The sequence below is a fragment of the Zhihengliuella flava genome, from assembly GCF_015751895.1.
Lineage (GTDB): Bacteria > Actinomycetota > Actinomycetes > Actinomycetales > Micrococcaceae > Zhihengliuella > Zhihengliuella flava.
Map to the genome: position 1 here is coordinate 404,324 of NZ_JADOTZ010000001.1, position 20,444 is coordinate 424,767.

Genomic DNA, 20,444 nt, shown 5'->3' on the forward strand with positions numbered 1-20,444 from the left:
CCGAAATGCGGGTTGGCGATGTTGATCAGCAGTGGTGCTGGCGCCTGCGGGCGCAGTGGGGTGTGACAAAGTGACTCGTGTCCTTCGCAACGTGCGTAGTGTCCCAGCCAACCCACTACGCGAAACCCTGATAACGAAACTACTTTACGCGATCTCGGCTCCGATGGAGACCTGGACCGTCGATCCGTTGCGCCCCTTGGAGACGATGAGCTGTGCGGCGACTTGCTCCTTGAGTTCGTTAACATGGCTCACGATGCCGACCATGCGCCCACTGGCACGTAATCCGTCGAGCGCAGCCATGACACGCTCCAGCGTGAGCGGATCAAGCGTGCCAAAACCCTCGTCCACGAACAGGGTTTCCATATCGACCCCGCCAGATTCGGCTTGAACAACGTCGGCTAATCCGAGCGCCAGTGCCAAGGAGGCCATGAAGGACTCTCCGCCGGAGAGGGTGCCCGTTTCCCGGCGCTGGCCAGTCCAGGCATCCACGACCTTGAGGCCCAATCCGCCCTTACTGCGGCCCGCCGAGGCGTCATCGTGTACCAAGCGGAAGCGGCCGTCCGTCATAGCCTCTAGGCGTTCGTTGGCCGCGGCGGCGACCGCTTCCAAGCGTGCCGCCAGCACGTACGTGCTCAGCGTCATGCGGTAGCGGTTTTCTCCCGCACCGGTCATCGTGTCGGCCAGCGTCTTGATCAGTTCGTACTCTTCGATGAGGGGACCAGTACGGCGCTCCAGCTCGCCCAGGCACTCCCGTTGGCTCGCGAAACGGCGCGCATGGCCCTCCAGCTGGCCCTGTTCGGTCAAGAGGTCACGGTAGATCTCCTCGGCCTGTTCGAAAGCGGTCTGGGCCTGCTGCTCCTCGGCATCGTTGGGCACGGATCGTCCGGCCTCCTCGTCAGCGACGCCGCGACGCACGGAATCATTCTCGGCGAGGGTCGCCACCCGCGTCGCCTCACGCTCGAAGTCGCGCACGGACGCGGTGGCCGCGGCACGCTCTGCGTCTTCGAGCCGGGCGGCCGTCGCCTCGTCAACACTGGCGAATCCCGCGTCATCGAGCGCCGTGTCCACTTCCCTCCGGCTCGCGCGTTCGTGCTCCTGAAGGTGCTCAAGCGCGTCGACGGCCTGACGCCACCGGTCAAGTAGATCGACAGCTTCTTGGAGTTGGCTCACCCGCTGCGTCAAGGTTTCTGCGCCGGCCGATGCCTCGAGAAGTCTCCGGTCGGCCTGTTCCACGGATACCTGAAGTTGCTGAGCCCGTGTGGTGACCGCTGCGCGCTGTTCACGGGTAGCAGCTTCTGACTGCTGCGCCGTCTTTTCCGCCTTAGCGGCCTCCTGGAGATCACGACGCGCCGTTGCGAGGGCCCGTTGCGCGCCCTCCACGACGGTCAGACGTTGCTGGGCGCGCTCGTGCTGCTCCGTGAGCGCCGCGAGAGACTCACCGCCAGCGCGCTCAGAGAGTTGCTGCTGGCGGGCGTCGGCCGAGGCCCGGGCCTGCGCCGCCGCGTCGGAAGTCCGGGCGAGCGCCTGAACTCGCTCTTGGGCCGACTCCACCTCGTGATCGGTCACGACGTCGTCGCTGTGCTCCGCGCGCGCCGGTGCGGGGTGTTCTGTGGCCCCACAGACGGCGCAGGGCACGCCGGGCGACAAATCGGCGGCGAGGGCTAATGCCGCTTGCCCCAGCCTGGCTGCGACCAGACGCGCATGCCGCTTGAGAGCGTCGGCGTGGGCCGTGGTCTGTTCAACCCATTCGGCCGTGATGCGCGCGTGTTCGTCAGCGTGCGCTTCTCGTTCTTCAGCGGCGCGCAGCCGCTCGGCGGCGGCCCTCACGTTCTGCTCGGCGTCCGGGTCGCGCTCGAGGACCTCACTCTGGGCCGTCACCTCAGCTTGAGCTGACTCCGCGCGCCGGGCTGCCGCCGCGGCTAATTCCTGCGCGTCGGCCAGCTGGCGATCCAATCGGGCGACTCGCTCTTGCGTTTCGGCTAGGTCGAGAGCGAGTTGCTGCTGCTCGCGTTCTACGGGCAGCAGGGCTGCCGCGGACGCTCGTTCCTGTTCAGCGGCCGAACGCGCCACACTCGCCGTGCGCAGCGCCGCGTCATCGCCGTCACGCAGGAATCCGGCCGCGACAGCATGTTGTTCCGCGCGCGCCCGCGCTGAGGCCTCGTGTTCCCTGCCGTTATCGAGTGCGGCGGCAGCACCGCGCAGACGTTCAACAGCATCGAGGACTCGCCCCGCCCGGGCGTCACCCTCCAGTTCCTGCCTCCGCTGAGTCACGGCCTCCGCTGCGGCCTCGTGCTGGGCTTGCGCTTGCCGCCAGCGGGCGACGTCGGCGGCGTCCTGCCGGCGTTGGCGAATCGACTCGCGCGCCGAGCTGGCGGCTTCCCGCCGCGTCGCTGCGGCGGTGGTCGCGTTCTTGACCTGGTCGGCGCTGCGGGCGAGAGCGGAGGCGATCTCTTCCAAGGTTTGCTCAGCGTCCGTCGGGGCGGCCTCCGGATCGGGCCTCGCTGCCGCTGATGTGTCCGTGAAGGAACTGGCGTCAGCGTCCGAGACCATGGACTCAATCAGGTGCCGTCGTTCCGCCGCGGCTTCCCTGGCGCGCTCCGCTAGAGTTCGACGTCGATCGACGAACCACCCTTCGACCGCCCGATACTCGCTGACGTCGAAGAGGCTTTCCAGCAGTTTGTGCCGATCGGTGTCCTCCGCCCGCAAGAAGCGCGCAAACTCACCTTGCGGGAGCATCGCCACGCGCGTGAATTGCTCCAGGTTCATCCCGATGATGCGATGGATCTCGGCGGCCACCTCATCGTTGCGGGTGGACTTCACCTGCCACGCATCATCCACCCATTCGCGAAGCCGGGCTTGAGCTTGCTGGCTGGTGGTGCCCGTCCCGCGTTTCTTCGGCCGATCCCACGACGGGGACCTGGTGATCTCAAAACGCCGCGTCCGGACGCTGAACTCGAGCCGCACCTCGGGCGCGAGTGCGTCCTCGGCGTGTGAACTGCGGATCGAACGTGTTCCTCGCCGAGCTCCAGGTAGCTGCCCATAGAGGCCAAAGCAGAGCGCGTCCAACACGCTCGTCTTGCCAGCGCCCGTTTCCCCATTGAGCAGGAAGAGTCCGGCCGTGCCGAACACATCAAAGTTGATGTTCTCCCGTCCCGCGAAGGGGCCGAACGCTTGCACCTGCAGCTGATGAACTCTCATCGGCTCGTCTCCTCCTCCCGGACGGCGGCAAACGCCTGCCTCATTTCGCGCTCTTCAGCCGCGTTCAGGCGCCGCTGCCGCACATGCTCGACGAAGTCTCCCGTCACCTGTGCCGGGTCGTGGGCTGCCGCGACGCGCGAGGCGTAGGTGGCGGCATCGGCCCGGCGGCCCCGGGGCTCGAAGGCGAGCTTGAGCAGGTACGGGAATCGCTGGCGAAGCCGTTCCAAAGCCTTCGGCGGACGCTCGGGATCGGTCACGGTAATTTGACAGTACGCCGACTCCGCGTCGTCGTACTCGGGACTCGATTCGAGGTCGTCGAGGTCGGCCACGAGGGTAGCGAGCCGGCGCTCAGGGGTCCATTCCACCGGGTCGATGCTGCTCACCCCGTCGGGTCCTGTTGCAACGAGCCAGGCACCCTTGCGATGGTGTTCTTCCGAGAAGGAATAAGCGATCGGCGAGCCGCTGTAGCGCACACGGTGATCGAGGGTCTGCCGACCGTGTAGATGCCCCAGCGCCGCGTAGTCAAAGTCCGTGAACGTGGACACGGCGACGCTGTCCACGCCTCCGATGCTGAGCTCGCGTTCGCTGTCCGAGGGCTCCGCCCCGGAGGCAAAGACATGGGCCATCACCACCGCGAGCGTGGGAACAGAAGCGTGCTTCCGGCGCTCCGCCACATCGGCGCGAACCGCTGCAAGAGCCGCGTCCATGACGGGCTGGTGGCCCAAGTCCTCCACGCCGAGCGCGTGGCGCACCATCCGTGGTTCGAGGTACGGCACGGGGTAGATCGCCACGTGGTGGTCTCCGCCGTCGAACACCACGGGCTCGCCCACGCGCTCGACCTCCGTGCGCACATGCACTCCCCCGGCGGCGAGTAAGCGCGCCCCAAACCCCAGCCGAATCGCCGAATCGTGATTGCCGCTGGTGACCACGACCTGCGCACCGGCGGCCCGGAGGCGCACCAGCGCGTCGTCGAACAGTGTGACCACGTCGACACCAGGCATGGCCCGGTCGTACACGTCGCCAGCAATCAGGACGACGTCGACTGATAAATCGCGCACCGTCCGCACCAGTTCGTCAATGAAGCGGCGTTGGGCGGCCTCCATTCCGGTGCCGTGAAAGGATCGGCCGAGGTGCCAGTCCGAGGTATGCAGGAGCAACATGATTCAACCCTATGCGCCGCTGGCCACAGAATACGCGCGCGTCCTCCGATTCCGTATGCTGGTCGGGTGACTTCTGAGCAGCCCGTGCCCCACCCAGAGACGTTCATGAATCGTGCCGCCGCCATGCTCGCCGCGGGCGCGTACGCCTCCTCCGGAACCATCGACTCGACAGCGGCCTATCCGCTCTTTGTCATGGACGGGTTACTGGAAGCGCTGGAGTGGGCTAACGACGGCGTGGCGAGTGACGAGGCGGCGTGCCTCTGGCTTGCCACGTTGCGGTGGTACCGCGCCAGCACCGGCCAGTTCCCCACGGGCGCCCCCGAGCCGCTGGGCCGATGGATTGATCACCGAATCGGCACGCTTGACGTCCGGCCCGGAGACGAAGCCCTGGTGCGGATGCTGGACACGGTCGATATGCCGACCCGGCAGCACCCGCACCGCACCGGGACGCGTTCTGACCTGGCGCTCGTGGGGGCACTCGTGCCGGGGATGTTGCCTCATGTCAGCGATGGAACGCGCCGCCAACTCGCCGTTGATGCGGCCGCTCTCACGGGAACGGCTGCGGACTTCGACGCCGCTGCACAGTTGGGACCAGCTCTCTTCGAGCTGCTCACTGCCGACGATCCCACCGCCGTGCTGCAATCGCTCGCAGGAACGGCAGTCGAGACCAGCACCGCCGCTTCCTCAAGCGAGGAAGCCGGTGACGACGCCACCCGTCGGGTGTCCGCCGCGGCGGCGGCCGCCGCCGAAGCGAGTCATCTAGACCCGACTCAACTGCCGGAGGGAGCGGAGCATTTGACGGCCGCGCTGATCGGCGCCGCGCGCGGCACCCAAGCACTCGGCGCGTTGTGGGGCGGTTCGCCGATCACCGAGGTCGTCGACGAGGCCGCCGGGCGGTGGCGGCGCCTGGTGCTGCCACGCTAGCTCGAGGCCGGCCGTAGCCTTCGAACCCTCGGGACGTGTGGGGAGTCCGGCGTTAGACCGACGCGGGCCAGGTCCCGCCGACCATCTGTAAGAACTCCGCTTCAGAGACGATTTCGATACCCTGACCGGATTCCCGCTTCTTGAGGACTTCCCGCGCCTTCGACGTCAGACGCCCGCTGCGCAAATCCGAGGCCACGAACCCATCGCCGACCACGAGCACCGTGGTCCGGCGCGTCACCCGGCTCGCGGTCTGCGCGCCGACGGCCGCGGCCCGATTCTTAGCCTCCTGACGGCTCATCCCCAGGTTGCCCGTGAAGACGACGCACTGGCCCGCCAGTGGATGCGCAGGATCGGCGTCGGGGTTGGGGTCCGGATTGCTGCCCTCTTGAGGCCACACTTCCCAGCGGTCAGGGCGGGGAATGGTTCCCGCGGACGCGCGCCAATTCTGCGCGTCGCGGGTAGCGCGCGAGAGGGGATCACCCACTGTGTAGGCCGGGGAACGGCTAAACCCGCTGCCCAGTGTGGCTTCCAGCTCTTCCACGCGCTGGACACCATGGATCTTCCCGATGTCGATCATGATGTTGGCGCAGGCGCGAGCATCCTCAAGGGCGTCGTGGTGGTGTTCGAGCGGCGCCCCGGCGGCCTCGGCGACGAACGGGAGCGAATAGGACGGCAGATCATAGCTCTTGCGGGACAAGATGACGGTGCACGCGTGCCGCAAGGCCGGGCCCGGCAGTTCCGACACCTCGAGAGCCGAACGAATCACTCCGAGGTCGAAGGCGGCATTGTGCGCGACGACGAGATCGTCGCCCATGGCTTGAGCGATCTCCGAGAAGACCTCGCCAAAGCGCGGAGCTTGTCCCACCATCTCCGGGGTGATGCCGTGAATCTGCACGTTTCTCGGGTCGAAGTGGTCGAACCCCTCGGGCGGGCGCATGACCCACAGTTTCTCGTCGACAATGCGTCCGTCGCGCACAGTCACGAGGCCGAGGCTACACGGAGAACCGCGGAATCCGTTGGCCGTCTCAAAATCGATCGCGGTGAAGTTATACGTCATCTGGTGTGTTCGTCTGGCGGCCGCAGGCCGCCCTCCCTCGATGTCGGGTACTAGGGGCTTAGCTCAAGGCCGCGACAACGGCCGGTAACAGCGCGGCAAACGCGCGACCCCTATGGCTGATGGCATTCTTTTCCTCGGGGCTCAACTCCGCGCAGCTCCGGCTCTCACCGATGGGCTGGAGGATCGGGTCATACCCGAAACCGCCGTCGCCTCGTGGCTCCCGCAGCAGTGTTCCCTCGAGCCGACCCGACTCCACCGCGATCTCTCCCTCGGGGCCCGCGAGGGAGGCCGCGCAGACGAACGCTGCCTGACGAAACTCGTCCGGCACATCACTCAGTTGCGCCAACAGCAACTCCGTGTTGGCACGGTCGTCGCCGTGGCGCCCCGACCAACGGGCCGAGAAAATACCCGGCGCTCCCCCGAGCACCTCCACGGCCAACCCAGAGTCATCTGCAATCGCCAACAGGCCCGTGGCACGAGCCACCGCGTTGGCCTTCAGCAACGAATTCTCCGCGAAGGTCACCCCTGATTCGACGACATCCGGTGCGCCGACGGCTGCCGCATCCACGACCTGAGTATCGACATCGAGCCCGGGGACGTGGCCCCGCAGCATCTGCCGAAGCTCTCTGACCTTGCCCTGGTTGTGGGTGGCTAGCACCAACCGTGGTTCCGCGTTCACGCGTCCGCCTCCAGCACGTCCCGCTGAATGCGCGCCAGTTCACTGGTACCCAACAACGCCAGGTCCAGCAGAGCGTCGAGCTCCGCTCGCTTGAACGGCGCCCCCTCGGCGGTTCCCTGGACCTCCACGAAATCTCCGCTGCCGGTGACCACGACGTTCATGTCCGTTTCCGCGCGCACGTCTTCCACGTATGGCAGATCCAGCATGGGCACTCCGTCGATGATGCCGACCGAGACGGCGGAGACCGTATCGGTGAGGACCTGGGCCTTGCGCTTGAGGAGTCCGTTTTCGCGGGCCCAGCGAAGAGACTCGGCCAGCGCCACGAAGGCCCCGGTGATCGCCGCGGTGCGGGTCCCTCCGTCGGCCTGCAGGACGTCGCAGTCCAAGACGATGGTGTTCTCACCGAGCGCGCGGGTGTCAATGACCGAACGCAACGAGCGGCCGATGAGCCGCGAAATCTCATGGGTGCGGCCGCCAATCTTGCCCTTGACGGACTCGCGCGAGCTGCGGGTATTGGTGGCGCGCGGGAGCATCGCGTACTCCGCCGTCACCCAGCCCTTGCCCTCGCCCTTGAGCCACCGCGGCACCCCTTCGGTAAACGACGCCGTGCAGAGCACCCGCGTCTGCCCGAATTCAATCAGCGCTGAGCCTTCAGCCTGCGCGGACCAGCCACGCGTGATCGTGATGGGACGCAGTGCGTCGGTGGCGCGTCCATCCTCCCGCGTGACGTCGGTCGCGGCGGCGTTGGACACAGTGGCGCTGGGGTTCTGTGCGGAGGAAGTCATACCACCAGTCTAGGCGCCCTGGCTCGCACGTGGGGTCCGTGACGAGTGTGGCCCACCGGGGAGATGCTCAGCGCAGAGGACGGCCCGGCCACGTGCGCCGCTCCGTGTCCGGACGAATGACCGAGACGGGGGCCGTGGGCATGTCCCTGGGATCGCCGAGGAGGCGCCCGGACCAGACGCCATACGTCACGCCGGAAACGGCGATGGCAATCCCGCCGTCGTACACTTCCTTGGCCTCATCCACGACGGTATTGATGTCCGTCCAGACGGGAATGTGCGTCAAGAGCAGGCGCTGAACGCCCGCCTCGGTGGCCGCCTGACCCGCGCGTTTTCCGGTCAGGTGCACGCCGTCAATGTGATCGTCGCGCCCCTCCTGAAACGCGGCCTCACACAAGAACATGTCCGCCCCGCGGGCGGCGTCGACCAGTCCGGCACACGAATCCGTGTCGCCGGAGTACGTCAGCACGCTGGTCATGGTGCCGCCTTCCACTGGCTCGGTCGCCTCGACCCGCAGGGCATAGGCCTCTTCGATGGGGTGACGCACCGGGAAAGGCGTGATCGTGAAAGGGCCGACCTCCACAGGCTGGAGGGCACGCCACGTGTTGAAGACGAAGTCCTGATCCATCCCCTCAGGATCATCAGGTGCCAAGCCGTACGCGGTTTCGATCCGGTCTTTGGTGGCCTGGGGCCCCCAGACCTGCATCCGTTCCCGATCCCAGCCGTTCGGATCCCACCGGATACTCACGTGCATCCCGCACAGGTCCATGAAGTGGTCGGGGTGCAAGTGGGAGATAAACACACCGTCGAGGTCGCGCAGGTCCGTGTAACGCTGCAGTACTCCAATAGCGCCGGAGCCGAGGTCGAGGAGGATCTGCCATTCGCGTTCGCCGTCCCACGCGCTGACGAGGTACGACGACGCGGGCGAGCCGGGACCGGGGAGGGAACCGGTGCAGCCGATGATCGTAAGTTTCATGCTCTTCTTCCTGCCGCTGCCCGAGCCATCATGTCATCCGTCACTTGCGAGATAGCTCCCGTCGGATATCGCGCGGCCACGTGATCGACGTGCTCGACGCCCAGCACTTCTGGACCCAGGAAGCGACGTGCCAACGCTTCAAACGTACCTGCGTCACCCGTGGCGATGAAATGATGCGACGGCGCTGTGTCCTCGTGGCGGGACAGCCCGAATCGCATCAACGCCGAGTAAACGTCCTTGGCCGTTTCCTCCGCACTCGAGACCAGCGTGACCTCATCGCCCATGACGAACGACAAGACGCCGGTCAGCAGGGGATAGTGCGTGCACCCGAGCACCAGCGTGTCCACGCCCGCGGCCTTGAGCGGCGCGAGGTATTCCTCGGCCGTCGCCAAAAGCTCATCGCCGGTGGTCACGCCGCGCTCGACGAACTCAACGAAGCGCGGGCACGCGGCCGAGGTCAGGCGCAGATGCGGGGCCGCCGCAAACGCGTCGTCGTAGGCGCGGGACGCCACGGTGGCCGACGTCCCAATGACCCCGATCCGCCCATTGCGGGTGGCCGCCACGGCACGGCGAACCGCGGGCTGAATGACTTCGACGACGGGGATTCCGTAGCGCGCCGTGTACCGTTCACGCGCATCGCGAAGCACGGCGGCCGAGGCTGAATTGCAGGCAATGACCAGCAGCTTGACTCCGGAGTCAACGAGCTCGTCCATAATGCCGAGGGCATTGGCCCGCACTTCAGCGATCGGCAGTGGCCCGTAGGGGCTCCGTGCGGTATCACCCACGTACAGCGTGGACTCCGCGGGAAGCTGATCGATAACCGCCCGGGAAACAGTGAGGCCGCCGACGCCCGAATCGAAAATGCCGATCGGCGCAGACGGGTTCAGGGGCCGTGCCGCAGACTCAGCGGCGAGGTGTTCGACTGCCATGATGCATCGAGAATAGCTGACCTGCGCGGGCTCTCCGCGCGAGTTACCGCTGCCTCAGCGTGTCCAACAGCGCCTGCATGAGCGACTCCTGCACCCAACTGACGAAGTTGTACACCAGAGACAGATAGTCCTCCACTGTGTCGGCCTCAGCCCACTCCTGCAGCTCGTGAATCCGGAGGGCGTCCGCCTCGCTCTCAATATGGAGGCGTTCCGCCAACACCAAGCGGACGTCGTTGAGTGCCGCGGCGAGCCGCTGGGCGTCCGCCTCGCCCATCTCCAGCTGGGCGCCTTCGAGCAGCAGCTGAGCACCTCGCAACGCATCGAGTTTGCGCTGGCGCACACCGTCCTCGCTGATCCCACGGTAGGCGGCAGCTGCGGCGTCGTCGCCCCGCACGGCGTCGGGCAGGAGCCTGAGCAGGGCCGGGTCTTGCGGCGGATGCTTGGGTTCAGGCTCCCGCGCGGGCTGGTCCAGCACAAAGTCCTCGGGAGAAAGCCCGGTGAGGTCCCACAACGGATCGCGTTCGGCGTCCGGCGATTCGTGCGTCGAAGCTGCGGCGTCGTCCGGCTCCAGCATGAGGATCACATCGTCGAACAGGTTGCGCAGCAGATCACGCTCCGACTTTTCCAGCCGACCAATGATTCCCCGAGGCGAGGAACGAAAAGCACGCGCCATCAGGCCTGATCCGCCCGCTTGAAGGTGGCCTGCAGCCCGTACCCATGCATCGCGGCGACGTCGGCCTCGATTTTTTCCAGGGCACCGGTGGCCACGATGGCCCGGCCCTGCTGGTGGACTTGCATCATCAGCTGATCGGCTCGGGCGCGGGAATAACCGAAATAGCTTTGGAAGACGTAACTCACATAGCTCATGAGATTGACCGGATCGTCCCACACGATCAGCACGTAGGGGACGTTAAGTTCCGCGTCGAGGGCGGCCGCGGGGTCGGTGCGTTCGATAGTGTCGGGACTCGGCATGGGCATTCTTCCAGTCTAGTTCGTCCGTGCGGCGAGTACAGTAGAGCGGCGGGCGCCCACGTGCGCCCGGCCCACACGTCACGAGCAGGGAGCCCAAACATGTGGCAGCGGCCCACCGCGCTTTTCACCGACCAGTACGAACTGACGATGCTGCAAGCGTCCCTGAAATCCGGAGCCGCGCATCGCCCAGCCGTCTTTGAAGCCTTCGCGCGCCGGCTGCCCGAAGGGCGTCGTTATGGCGTGGTCGCGGGCACCGGGCGGATCCTTGAGGGGCTCGAACATTTCCGGTTCACCACCGAACAACTGGATTACCTCGCCGCCGAGAGGATCGTCGACGACATCACCCTGGACTACCTGCGCGATTTTCGCTTCTCGGGAGACATCTACGGATATGCGGAGGGGGAGCTGTACTTCCCGCACTCCCCCGTGCTCATCGTCGAGTCAACGTTCGCCGAAGCGTGCGTGCTGGAAACCTTCATTCTCTCCGCCCTGAATCACGACTCCGCGATTGCCTCCGCCGCCTCCCGCATGGTGGCGGCCGCACATGGTCGCCCGTGCGTCGAGATGGGATCACGGCGGACCCATGAGGAATCCGCCGTCGCGGCCGCCCGGGCCGCGATGATCGCCGGCTTCGCGTCGACGTCGAACCTTGAAGCTGGCCACCGCTACGGCCTCACGACGGTGGGCACGGCGGCACACTCCTTCACGCTGCTCCATGATTCCGAACGCGAGGCTTTCGAGGCGCAGGTTGCCTCGCTCGGCCGCGGGACGACCCTGCTGGTCGACACCTACGACGTGGAGCAGGGGGTGCGTACGGCCGTGGACGTCGCGGGCCCCGAACTAGGTGCGGTGCGCCTCGATTCCGGAGACCTGGTCGATCAGGCCCGGTGGGTGCGGCGCTTGCTCGATGACCTCGGCAACCACTCCACCCGCATCATGGTGACCAGCGACTTGGACGAGCACGCCATCGGTTCCCTCCAGTCGGCTCCCGTCGATGCCTACGGCGTCGGCACCTCGCTGGTGACGGGCTCCGGGGCCCCGACGGCGTCGATGGTCTACAAGCTCGTCTCCCGCGTGGGAGCCAACGGCGAGTACGAGGACGTCGCCAAAGCAGCCACAAATAAGGCCAGCGTGGGCGGCAGGAAACAGGCCGTCCGGGCGCTCAACGAGCGCGGCCGAGCGACGACGGAACTCATCGGCATCGGTGAGCGGCCCACCCCGGCCATCGCCGGCCGGGACCTCATGGTCCCGCTGGTTGAGCAGGGCACCCCGGGCGCCGAATACATGGGGGCCGAAGGCGTCCGCCGCGCGGCCGCGCGACACCGGGAGAGCATCAGCGAGCTGCCAGGCATTGCGCGCAAGATGCAGAAAGGCGAAGCAGTCATTGAGACGGAGTTCGTGACCTAATCATCGACGGCGCCAGACGCTCGGATTCAGGCGCTGGCGGCGCTATGCTGACCGCCAGAGATCACGTCAGGTGCAAACCCTGACCGACCCTAGGAGTTCACTCGTGGCCGACGCCCTCATCATCGTGGATGTGCAATACGATTTTTGCCCCGGCGGAGCCTTGGGCGTCGAGGGCGGCGATGACATCGCCACGCGCATCGTCCACCACGTCGAGGCCGAGGACTACGACTACGTCGTGGCCACCCAAGATTGGCACATTGAGCCGGGCTCACATTTCAGCGACGATCCGGACTGGGTGCACTCTTGGCCTGTGCACTGTGTTGCCGGAAGCCACGGCGCCGCGCTGCACGCCCACCTAGATCCTCTAGCCGAAGTCCTCGACGGGGTCTTCCGCAAGGGCGAATACACGGCGGCCTATTCCGGGTTCGAGGGCCGGCTCGCGCTCGCCGAAGGTGCCCAGCCGGGATCCGGCCCTGATGCCTCCCCGACGCCTCTCTTGGCCGATTGGCTCCGCGAACGCCACGTCGACGAAGTGCGCGTGGTCGGCATCGCCACGGACTACTGCGTCCGCGCGACCGTGCTCGACGCCGTCCGCGCGGGTTTTCGTACCGCCGTCGTCCCCGCGCTCACGGCCGCCGTCGTCCCCGACAACGTCCCCGGTGTGCTCAGCGAATGGCGCGAGGCGGGCGTGGAGATTCACGGCTAGCTACTTGCGGCCGACGAACCAGTCCTGCAATTTCTTGATGCGGGACTGCAGCTGGTCGGCACTCGCCTGAGCAACCGGCGGCCCACCGCAGACTTCACGCAACTTGTTGTGAATCGAACCGTGCGCCGTACCGGTCCGCGCTGCCCAGGCCGAGACGTTCTTGGCCAACTGCTGGCGCAGATCCATCAATTCACGGTGATCCACCACGTGTTCGCTGGGGGGCACCGGTTGCGTTGAGCGGCGTGTGGCTTGCTCCTGCTGGCGCTGCCGGAGCAACGTGCCCACTTGGTCCGCGTCCAGCAGACCCGGAATGCCCAAGAAATCCTGCTCGTCCTCCGAGCCGACCTGCCCGCCGAGACCAAACTCGTCACCATCGAAGAGCACCCGGTCAAAGGACGCGTCAGAGTGCAATGCCTCAAACTTTTGCTTGGTCAGCTCGTCGCTCGCCTTGTCCTCGCGGTTGGCTTCGGCGAGCAGCCCCTCCTCCGGGATGAAGTCTGGGTCATCCACGTGCTTCTCCGGGCGGTCCAGAGCGTGGTCACGCTCCACCTCCATCTCGTTGGCCAACGCCATGAGCAAAGGCACCGAGGGTATGAAGACACTCGCGACCTCACCGCGTCGGCGCGAGCGCACGAAACGCCCCACGGCCTGGGCAAAGAACAACGGAGTCGAGGTGCTCGTCGCGTAGACGCCGACCGCCAAGCGGGGAACGTCGACCCCTTCGGAGACCATGCGCACGGCAACCATCCAGCGAGACTCGCCGTCGGAGAACTGCTCGATCTTGCCGGAGGCTTTGGGATCGTCCGAGAGAATGACCGTGGTCTTCTCTCCGCAGATCTTCTCCAGTTGCGCGGCATAGGCCCGCGCAGCGTCGTGATCGGTGGCAATGACGAGCCCACCGGCGTCGGGAATACTCCGGCGCACCTCGGTTAGGCGCCGATCTGCCGCGGCCAGAACCGCGGGGATCCACTCGCCCTCGGGGTTCAGCGCGGTCCGCCACGCGTGCGCGGTGATGTCCTTCGTGAAACCCTCGCCGAGGTTGGCCTCCATTTCCTCGCCCGCGCTGGTCTTCCACCGCATTTGACCCGAGTACGCCATGAAAACGACCGGACGCACCACGTGATCCTTGAGCGCATCTCCATACCCGTAGGTGTAATCCGCCTTGGAACGACGAATCCCCTCCGCGTCCTCGGCGTACTCGACAAAGGGAATCGCGGCCGTGTCCGACCGGAAGGGAGTACCGGTGAGGGCCAAGCGCCGGGTGGCCGGCTCAAAGGCCTCCCGAATGCCGTCGCCCCAGGAGAGCTCGTCGCCACCGTGATGAATCTCGTCCAAAATGACGAGCGTCCGCGCGGCCTCCGTTTTAGCCCGGTGCAACAGGGGCTTCGAGGCCACCTGAGCGTACGTCACGGCGACTCCGATGTAACCGGCACCATGGCGCCCGTCAGCGTTCTTGAAGTGGGGATCGAGTGCCAGTCCGATGCGTCCCGCGGCATCGGCCCACTGGCTCTTGAGGTGCTCCGTGGGAGCCACCACGGTGATTCGGTTGATGACCCCCGCGTCTACGAGCATTCGAGCAACCCGGAGGGCGAAGGTCGTCTTACCGGCGCCGGGCGTCGCCACCGCAAGGAAGTCGCGGGGTTGGTCAGCGAAGTAGCGCTCCAGCGCTTCCTGCTGCCACTGACGTAGCTTGGGTGCGGTGCCCCGCGCGGCCCGATCCGGGTACGCAGGAGGCATAGTTTCGCCCACGGAAAAGAGGGCTTCAGTCACGTTTTGGGGTCCCCTCGTCAATGCTGACACTTGGCATGCATCGTCTCCGGTTAATACCGGAGGGGACCCTTACGACTCGTCGCCGGTGAAGCCCTCGTAGATCTTTTTGCAATCGGGACAGACGGGGAATTTCTGGGGATCCCGCCCGGGAACCCACACCTTGCCGCAGAGGGCGATCACGGGCTCACCCGTGATGGCCGACTCCATGATCTTTTCTTTGCGTACGTAGTGCGCAAAGCGCTCGGAGTCTCCCGGCTCAATGACCTGACGCGTCTCCTCGCGCTCAATCGTGGCGGTACCGCCACCTTGGCCGTCGCGGGGATCGTTTTCGATGGAGTTCGAAGTCAGGCTCATGGGCACTAGTCTACCAACCACCCGGCTACCGGTTGAGAGTCACGGCCTGCATGAGTTCCGGCAGTCGCGCGTCGAACCAGCGCCCGCCCCAACGCAAGCCGAGCACCAATAGGCTGGCTCCCAGCGCCAATCCCACCCCCAGCGTCGCCCAGGCGAACACGGGGTTCTGAGTGACGAAGTAGGTTATCGCGAGCGCGATTTCCGGCACGAGCAGAACCATGGCCGCAGCCATGGTCGCCAGTTGCGTCACGGCAGCGCGAGCGCCAGCGCCCGGTGGGGATTTGAAGGGATTTTCTCCGGGCAGCACGACGGCGTAGGTCCAGCGCGCCGAGGCCACCGACGCGAGGCCGAGGGAGGACAAGAGGCCGCCCAGCGTCAGGCCAACCAACACCACGGCGTCGTTCCCCCGCCCCAGCACCATGGGTGGAATGATCGCTGCCGCGAGGACCAGTGGCGCGGCGATCAGCCCACAGGCCAGGGCACGTCCCAGGCGGTCATGGAACCCCGACACGCCCGAGCTCACGTGCAGCGAGAACGCGGTGGAATCGTAGGAGACATCGGCGGAGATCGAGAAGCCCATCATGATGGCCATCAGTGGCGCCGCAGCGTAGACGAAAAACGGTGTGGTGGCCTGACTCGACGCGTACCAAAAAATGAACGGCAACAGCGGAACAATCACGATGCCGGCCGCGTACCGCGGGTCCTTGATCCAATACGTCATGCACCGCCCCGCGACAGCTCCCCACGGCGTAGCGGGGAACCAGCTCAACGCACCGAGCCCCTCCTGTGCCTTCCCAGAGCCGCCCGACGTCTGGACGGGGTTACGCAGCGAGCGCATGAGCATCACCGACCAGGCCCAGACCGTGAGGGCGAGATAGACCGCGGCAAGCGCTGCCCGGCCAAGGGCTAAGCCCCAGTCGCCGGCGGCGACATCGGCCGGGAGCGCCGCAAAAACCCCCAGCGGCGTCCACGCCAGAACGTCAGCCACGCGGGGCAGCACCGTGAAGATCGCCGAGAGGCCCGCTTCGATGCCGCCGATGATAGGGCCGAGCGCTACCAAGGGGATAAAGACGAGGATGGTGGCGACTTCACGGAAACGCCGCTTGGCCGTCAGGGCGAGCGCCGCCGTCGTCGTCAATCGTGCCACGGCAAGGCACAGCAGGGCCCCGAGAATCCCGCACACCACCGCAACGATGGCGGCCGCGGGGTCGGCACGCCATGCCGCGGCCGTGGCCATGAAGAGGACGAGGGTCAAGGCCCCCGGAGTGCCGACGAAGCCGCTGACCAGCAGGCCTGTTGTGAGCTGGCGGGCGGGGACGGGGAAACCGGCAAATCGTGCCGGGTCGAGCGTCGCGTCTGCACCGGAGAACACCACCGGCACCACGGCCCACGCCACGACGAGAACACTCCCGCACAACACCAGCGTCGTGCGGATCAGCTCTTGGTCCTGAGCACCGAGGGCGAAGAGCCCGATGATGAGCATGACCGCGATGAACAGACCGTACAGGGCGGAGATGATCACCCCGACCAGCTGCCACGGGCTGCGCCGAAACCCGTTAGCCAGTAGCTGAGCCTTGAGGCGAATCAGGTGCGCAACCACGAAAGCCCCTCCCCCGTCGAGCGTCCGCCCACGAGCTCCACAAAGCGGTCCTCGAGGCTGCTACCGGCGCGCACCTCATCCACGGTCCCGGCGGCCAGAACGCTCCCGGAGGCAATCACGGCGACGTGCGAGCACATGCGCTGCACCAGATCCATCACGTGACTCGAGACGATCACCGTCCCGCCGCGCCCAGCGTAGTCAGACAGGATGGACCGGATATTGGCGGCGGAAACGGGATCAACCGCTTCGAAAGGCTCGTCGAGAACCAACACCCGCGGCGAGTGGATCAGCGCGGTGGCCAAAGCAATTTTCTTGGTCATGCCAGCGGAGTAATCGACCACGAGCTTGGAGCCGGCTTCTTCGAGGTCCAAGACGCGCAAGAGGTCCTCGGTGCGTTCCGCGACCGTGTTTTCGTCCATGCCGCGAAGGCGCCCCGAGTAGGTCACGAGCTGGCGCCCCGTCAGGCGATCAAAGAGGCGGACGCCATCGGCCAAGACACCCAAGAGGCGTTTGGCCGCCAGCGTGTCCCGCCATACATCGATACCGTGCACCCACGCAGTACCGGCATCCGGGCGCAGGAGGCCGGTCGCCATCGACAACGCGGTGGTCTTGCCGGCCCCATTGGGGCCCACCAATCCGTAGAACGATCCGGCTGGTACGTCGAGATTGATGCCGTTGACCGCCACTTTGTCGCCGAAGTGCTTGGCCAGTCCCCGCACCGCTAAAGCGGACGCAGCGGGAACGGCCCCCGTAGCTACTGATTCCCCATCCATCATGATGGCTAATGTAGCAACGAGGGCCGTTAATCCACGTCATCCCAGAGAGGGACTTCCGTGGGCGCGCGGTCCTTAGAAGAGCACGCGCGCAAGTTTCTGCCGTGCCGAGACGACTCGCGGGTCCTGCGCTCCAACAATCGTAAACAGGTCCACCAGCCGGGCCCGTGCCGTCTCGCGCTCGTCCCCTCCGTTGCGGCCGATGAAGGCGACCAAACGATTGAACGCGTCATCGACGTGGCCGCCAGCCACGTCGACATCCGCGACGTCGAGCTGGGCCTGCAGATCATCCGGGTGCTCGGCACCGGCCGTGCGAATGCTGGCGAGGTCCTTGTCTTGAACGCGCCCCAGCAGTTCCACGTTGGCCAGCCCGGCCTCCGCCTCGTGGTCGTTCGGCTTCTCCTGAAGCGCCTGACGATAGGCCGCAGCAGCCGCCTCGTAGTCGCCCGCGTTGATCGCCTCGAGGGCCTGCTGATGCAAGGCCGGCAGCTCGGGCTCCTGTTCGGCCTCGCCTCCGGCGGCCGGCAGCACGCCCGTGACACCATGCTGGACGGCCAGCTGCAGCAGCTCATCCAGGAGCGAACGGATTTGCTCCTCCGTGGCAGTACCTTGAAACAGCGGTACCGGTTGACCTTTCAGCATCGCCACGACGGCAGGGACCTGCTGGATGCGGAAAGCCTGAGCGATGGCAGCCTCCTGCTGCGCATCAACGAGAGCCAAGGCCAGCTTGCCGTTGTACGAATCCACGATGCGCGCAAGCAGCTGGTCCAACTCCACCGACGGCGCGGCCTGGGCTGCACCCAAGGAGACGACAACCGGGGCGGTCATCGACTGCTCGACGGCGTCCTGGAATTCCGCTTGCGTCACTCGCCGCGCCCACGACGCGCCCTGCGCGGCCGAACCCGTCCCGGGTGCCGTGGCGGCAAGTGCAGAAAGGTCGATGGCGCCCCGCGTCGAGGCTGGTGTCGGCTGTTGCTCAGTATTCATACCTAAAAGAGTGCTCCCCTTATTCGGTGATCTTGATGTCCTTGAGGACGGAATCGCCCGCCACTACCCGAACCTTATCGTCCGAGCCCTCCGGAGGAATGTAGAGCGCTACGGATTCCGCATACGTAAAGGTGGCGGACCCGCTGGTCTCATCCGTGCCAGCCAGCGCGGTGTACTTCTCGTCGTTCCATGACACAGTACCGCCCTCTTCGCGGGGCTTGGACAACATGGCCGATGTCATCGCACCCGTGACGATGGCTCCCCCATCCGGAGTCGAGAGCGCCGTGAGGCTGTCACCAACAATCCAGCGCTGGAAGTTGACCTGCGCATCCTCGGCGCCTTCGATCGCGGCCGTCTGGGCCGCCTGGAGGTCGTTGACGAAGACGCTCTCCGCGAAGTAGTCAGCCTCGTCAACAGAGGCATTGTTGAGGGTGCGTCGCAAGCCATCCATCGCAGCCTCGGGGCTGTACTTGAGCCCTTCCCCATCGTCAAGAGTCCGTGTCTGCACTGCAGGATCGTCGGCGGCGATCCCCGGGAATTCTGACTCGGGAAGCATCTCCACACTGGAGACGAGCTTGTAGTAGGCGCGGGGGCTTTCCTGGGTGAGCGTCAGCACCCGCGGGTTCTCCACATCGTTCTGCGTCACCACGATGGCGGTGCGCGGCCAGTCGCTGGACGTCGTCACAGCCGAGGACATAATCGGCCCACCGCTGATCGCGGGCTCCAGTTCGACGCCAACGTCCTCAGCGACTTGACGATAGTTCAGTTGACGCAGCATCAGGGCGTCACCGCCCAGACGCGATTCCAGCAGCGAGGCGTCCTGCTCCTCATCGGCTGTCGTCATGGCACGCTCGACATAGGACAAGACGCGCTCGAGCTGGGATTCGAGCAGCACCGGGTAGGCAGCCTCGCCGCCATCAGCGTCGCTCGGGGCCGATTCACTGGCGTTCTCGGAACCATCCTCACTCGACGACGTTGCAGGGCTCGCTGAATTGTCGCCGCTCTTCGACGAGTCTGCCCCTCCATCAGACTCCGTTGAGGCTGAAGGCTCGGACGTCTCAGTTTCCGTGGCATGCGCCGCCGTCGTCCCCCCGAGCGTCAGAGCAAGTGCCGCCGCGCCCGCGGCGACGCGGTGCGCGACGCCTCGATTCGATGCATGGGAGTCCTCTGCTGCTTCCTGATCTGCCGTGGTTTTCGATGAGCCCTGCCCGGGCCAGATCAGACGAAGCAGTCCCAGCAGGACGAGTAGCGCACCGATAATGATGAGCGCCAGAGCGAAGGGGGTGGTGGCGGTGTTTGGGTACTCGACACTGATATCCGTCGGGGCCGCCTGCTCGCCATCGGCAGCGAGAAGGAGTGACCAGTCGCCCTCCGCTGGCTCGGTCCAGGTATAGACGGTCTCGCCGTCCACCGTGTCACGGGCCACCCAGAGGTCTGAATACTGAGGATTCGGCACCGTTTCCTCGGTCCCCTCATGCGACGCCGTCATCACGCCTTCCTCCGTATCGACGCCGGTCACCCGATTAACAGACGCGTCAGCCACCCATGCGTCAACGTCTGCGCTCCGGCCGAGGGCCACGAGGAATTCACCTTCGCTGCGGATCGTGATTTCCACTGGCTCATCCGTAACGTCATCCACGGCGGGCTCGATGACGGTCAGCGGCGCCTCGGTCACCGAATCGGGAACGGCCGCGGTCAAAGTTTCATCGGGCGCCCAGAAGGTCTTTTGGCCGATGCCGACCACTAGCGCGGCCGCACCTAAAACGATGGCCACTAGGGCTGACAAAGTTCGCACGTGCTTACTCACCTATCGAAGGGGATCAGGATCAGGCGTCGAGGCAGCGGACAGTCCACCCAACGACACTCTCAATGATAACGAATTGGTTACTCTTTGTGGTTCCCGGGCAGAGCGAATCGATCGGTGTGAGCTTCCTCGCAGACCACTGAGCGGTGATCAGCACGGGCGCCCTAGCGCCCCAGGCGCGTCTTCCAACAGTGAGTATGCCAGTGTCGCCGCCCAGCTCCCGCGGCCTCATCACCGCGCCAGTCGTCGGCTCGCCAGGCCACAACGTGCTCTGTCCCCGGCTGTATGGGCACAGGACAACCGGGGCAGGTGTACGCCTTTTCTGCGCGCCCGCCGGCAATTCTGCGCACATTCCACGCCCCGTCA

18 protein-coding genes are annotated in these 20,444 nt (G+C 66.0%); 3 read left to right on the plus strand and 15 right to left on the minus strand.

Features of this window, described 5'->3' with window-relative positions; translation table 11 throughout:
* Positions 1 to 144: 144 nt before the first annotated feature.
* Positions 145 to 3,198 carry an AAA family ATPase gene (locus tag IW252_RS01920; protein WP_196835025.1) on the minus strand — a complete coding sequence of 1,018 codons (3,054 nt, stop codon included), beginning with the start codon at positions 3,196 to 3,198 and terminating at the stop codon, positions 145 to 147.
* On the minus strand, positions 3,195 to 4,358 hold the full coding sequence (locus tag IW252_RS01925; RefSeq protein ID WP_196835026.1) for an exonuclease SbcCD subunit D: 1,164 nt from the start codon (positions 4,356 to 4,358) through the stop codon (positions 3,195 to 3,197). Before IW252_RS01925 ends, IW252_RS01920 begins: the two co-directional genes overlap by 4 nt.
* A gap of 66 nt (positions 4,359 to 4,424) precedes the next feature.
* On the opposite strand from IW252_RS01925, the gene IW252_RS01930 reads away from it, so the two are divergent.
* The gene (locus tag IW252_RS01930; RefSeq protein ID WP_196835027.1) at positions 4,425 to 5,282 is read left to right on the plus strand and encodes a hypothetical protein; all 858 of its coding nucleotides are present in this window, start codon (positions 4,425 to 4,427) and stop codon (positions 5,280 to 5,282) included.
* 52 nt (positions 5,283 to 5,334) lie between these two features.
* Here the strand turns inward: IW252_RS01930 and IW252_RS01935 are convergent, their stop codons facing one another.
* The 7 genes from IW252_RS01935 to clpS all read right to left on the minus strand — a co-directional run bounded on the left by IW252_RS01935 (position 5,335) and on the right by clpS (position 10,677).
* Complete coding sequence (locus IW252_RS01935) at positions 5,335 to 6,339, minus strand: exonuclease domain-containing protein (RefSeq protein ID WP_196835028.1); 1,005 nt, start codon at positions 6,337 to 6,339, stop codon at positions 5,335 to 5,337.
* Between the two features lie 58 nt (positions 6,340 to 6,397).
* Positions 6,398 to 7,018, minus strand: a complete 621-nt coding sequence (rdgB, locus tag IW252_RS01940) for an RdgB/HAM1 family non-canonical purine NTP pyrophosphatase (RefSeq protein WP_196835029.1) — start codon at positions 7,016 to 7,018, stop codon at positions 6,398 to 6,400.
* Positions 7,015 to 7,803 carry a ribonuclease PH gene (rph, locus tag IW252_RS01945; RefSeq protein ID WP_196835030.1) on the minus strand — a complete coding sequence of 263 codons (789 nt, stop codon included), beginning with the start codon at positions 7,801 to 7,803 and terminating at the stop codon, positions 7,015 to 7,017. Before rph ends, rdgB begins: the two co-directional genes overlap by 4 nt.
* Before the next feature lie 67 nt (positions 7,804 to 7,870).
* Positions 7,871 to 8,776, minus strand: coding sequence for an MBL fold metallo-hydrolase (locus tag IW252_RS01950; RefSeq protein WP_196835031.1), 906 nt, complete (start codon positions 8,774 to 8,776; stop codon positions 7,871 to 7,873).
* On the minus strand, positions 8,773 to 9,705 hold the full coding sequence (gene murI, locus IW252_RS01955; RefSeq protein ID WP_196835032.1) for a glutamate racemase: 933 nt from the start codon (positions 9,703 to 9,705) through the stop codon (positions 8,773 to 8,775). The genes IW252_RS01950 and murI overlap by 4 nt, the downstream gene beginning before the upstream one ends.
* 43 nt (positions 9,706 to 9,748) lie before the next feature.
* Positions 9,749 to 10,378 carry a DUF2017 domain-containing protein gene (locus tag IW252_RS01960; RefSeq protein WP_196835033.1) on the minus strand — a complete coding sequence of 210 codons (630 nt, stop codon included), beginning with the start codon at positions 10,376 to 10,378 and terminating at the stop codon, positions 9,749 to 9,751.
* Complete coding sequence (clpS, locus tag IW252_RS01965; protein WP_231365868.1) at positions 10,378 to 10,677, minus strand: ATP-dependent Clp protease adapter ClpS; 300 nt, start codon at positions 10,675 to 10,677, stop codon at positions 10,378 to 10,380. The genes IW252_RS01960 and clpS overlap by 1 nt, the downstream gene beginning before the upstream one ends.
* Positions 10,678 to 10,776: 99 nt before the next feature.
* Between clpS and IW252_RS01970 the strand changes: the two genes are divergently transcribed.
* Positions 10,777 to 12,084 (plus strand): nicotinate phosphoribosyltransferase, encoded by a 1,308-nt coding sequence (locus IW252_RS01970; protein WP_196835035.1) that lies wholly within the window; start codon positions 10,777 to 10,779, stop codon positions 12,082 to 12,084.
* A 103-nt stretch (positions 12,085 to 12,187) separates the two neighbouring features.
* A complete protein-coding gene (locus tag IW252_RS01975; protein ID WP_196835036.1) occupies positions 12,188 to 12,790 on the plus strand; it encodes an isochorismatase family protein in 603 nt (200 codons plus the stop codon).
* On the opposite strand, the gene IW252_RS01980 is transcribed toward IW252_RS01975, so the two are convergent.
* The 6 genes from IW252_RS01980 to IW252_RS02005 all read right to left on the minus strand — a co-directional run bounded on the left by IW252_RS01980 (position 12,791) and on the right by IW252_RS02005 (position 20,069).
* Positions 12,791 to 14,560 carry a DEAD/DEAH box helicase gene (locus tag IW252_RS01980; RefSeq protein ID WP_196835037.1) on the minus strand — a complete coding sequence of 590 codons (1,770 nt, stop codon included), beginning with the start codon at positions 14,558 to 14,560 and terminating at the stop codon, positions 12,791 to 12,793.
* 69 nt (positions 14,561 to 14,629) lie between these two features.
* The gene (locus tag IW252_RS01985; RefSeq protein WP_196835038.1) at positions 14,630 to 14,914 is read right to left on the minus strand and encodes a DUF3039 domain-containing protein; all 285 of its coding nucleotides are present in this window, start codon (positions 14,912 to 14,914) and stop codon (positions 14,630 to 14,632) included.
* A gap of 25 nt (positions 14,915 to 14,939) precedes the next feature.
* Positions 14,940 to 16,514, minus strand: a complete 1,575-nt coding sequence (locus IW252_RS01990) for a transporter (protein ID WP_196835039.1) — start codon at positions 16,512 to 16,514, stop codon at positions 14,940 to 14,942.
* A complete protein-coding gene (locus IW252_RS01995; RefSeq protein WP_196835040.1) occupies positions 16,499 to 17,290 on the minus strand; it encodes an ABC transporter ATP-binding protein in 792 nt (263 codons plus the stop codon). Before IW252_RS01995 ends, IW252_RS01990 begins: the two co-directional genes overlap by 16 nt.
* A gap of 72 nt (positions 17,291 to 17,362) precedes the next feature.
* A complete protein-coding gene (locus IW252_RS02000; protein WP_196835041.1) occupies positions 17,363 to 18,274 on the minus strand; it encodes a tetratricopeptide repeat protein in 912 nt (303 codons plus the stop codon).
* Positions 18,275 to 18,293: 19 nt separating this feature from the next.
* Positions 18,294 to 20,069 (minus strand): hypothetical protein, encoded by a 1,776-nt coding sequence (locus tag IW252_RS02005; RefSeq protein WP_196835042.1) that lies wholly within the window; start codon positions 20,067 to 20,069, stop codon positions 18,294 to 18,296.
* Positions 20,070 to 20,444 lie beyond the last annotated feature (375 nt).

Excerpts from the sequence above, each read along its gene's own strand:
- IW252_RS01920 (WP_196835025.1), bottom strand. The coding sequence starts at position 3,198 with ATGAGAGTTCATCAGCTGCAGGTGCAAGCGTTCGGCCCCTTCGCGGGA.
- IW252_RS01925 (WP_196835026.1), bottom strand. The coding sequence starts at position 4,358 with ATGTTGCTCCTGCATACCTCGGACTGGCACCTCGGCCGATCCTTTCAC.
- IW252_RS01935 (WP_196835028.1), bottom strand. The coding sequence starts at position 6,339 with ATGACGTATAACTTCACCGCGATCGATTTTGAGACGGCCAACGGATTC.
- rph (WP_196835030.1), bottom strand. The coding sequence starts at position 7,803 with ATGACTTCCTCCGCACAGAACCCCAGCGCCACTGTGTCCAACGCCGCC.
- IW252_RS01950 (WP_196835031.1), bottom strand. The coding sequence starts at position 8,776 with ATGAAACTTACGATCATCGGCTGCACCGGTTCCCTCCCCGGTCCCGGC.
- murI (WP_196835032.1), bottom strand. The coding sequence starts at position 9,705 with ATGGCAGTCGAACACCTCGCCGCTGAGTCTGCGGCACGGCCCCTGAAC.
- IW252_RS01960 (WP_196835033.1), bottom strand. The coding sequence starts at position 10,378 with ATGGCGCGTGCTTTTCGTTCCTCGCCTCGGGGAATCATTGGTCGGCTG.
- clpS (WP_231365868.1), bottom strand. The coding sequence starts at position 10,677 with ATGCCGAGTCCCGACACTATCGAACGCACCGACCCCGCGGCCGCCCTC.
- IW252_RS01970 (WP_196835035.1), top strand. The coding sequence starts at position 10,777 with ATGTGGCAGCGGCCCACCGCGCTTTTCACCGACCAGTACGAACTGACG.
- IW252_RS01985 (WP_196835038.1), bottom strand. The coding sequence starts at position 14,914 with ATGAGCCTGACTTCGAACTCCATCGAAAACGATCCCCGCGACGGCCAA.
- IW252_RS01995 (WP_196835040.1), bottom strand. The coding sequence starts at position 17,290 with ATGATGGATGGGGAATCAGTAGCTACGGGGGCCGTTCCCGCTGCGTCC.
- IW252_RS02000 (WP_196835041.1), bottom strand. The coding sequence starts at position 18,274 with ATGAATACTGAGCAACAGCCGACACCAGCCTCGACGCGGGGCGCCATC.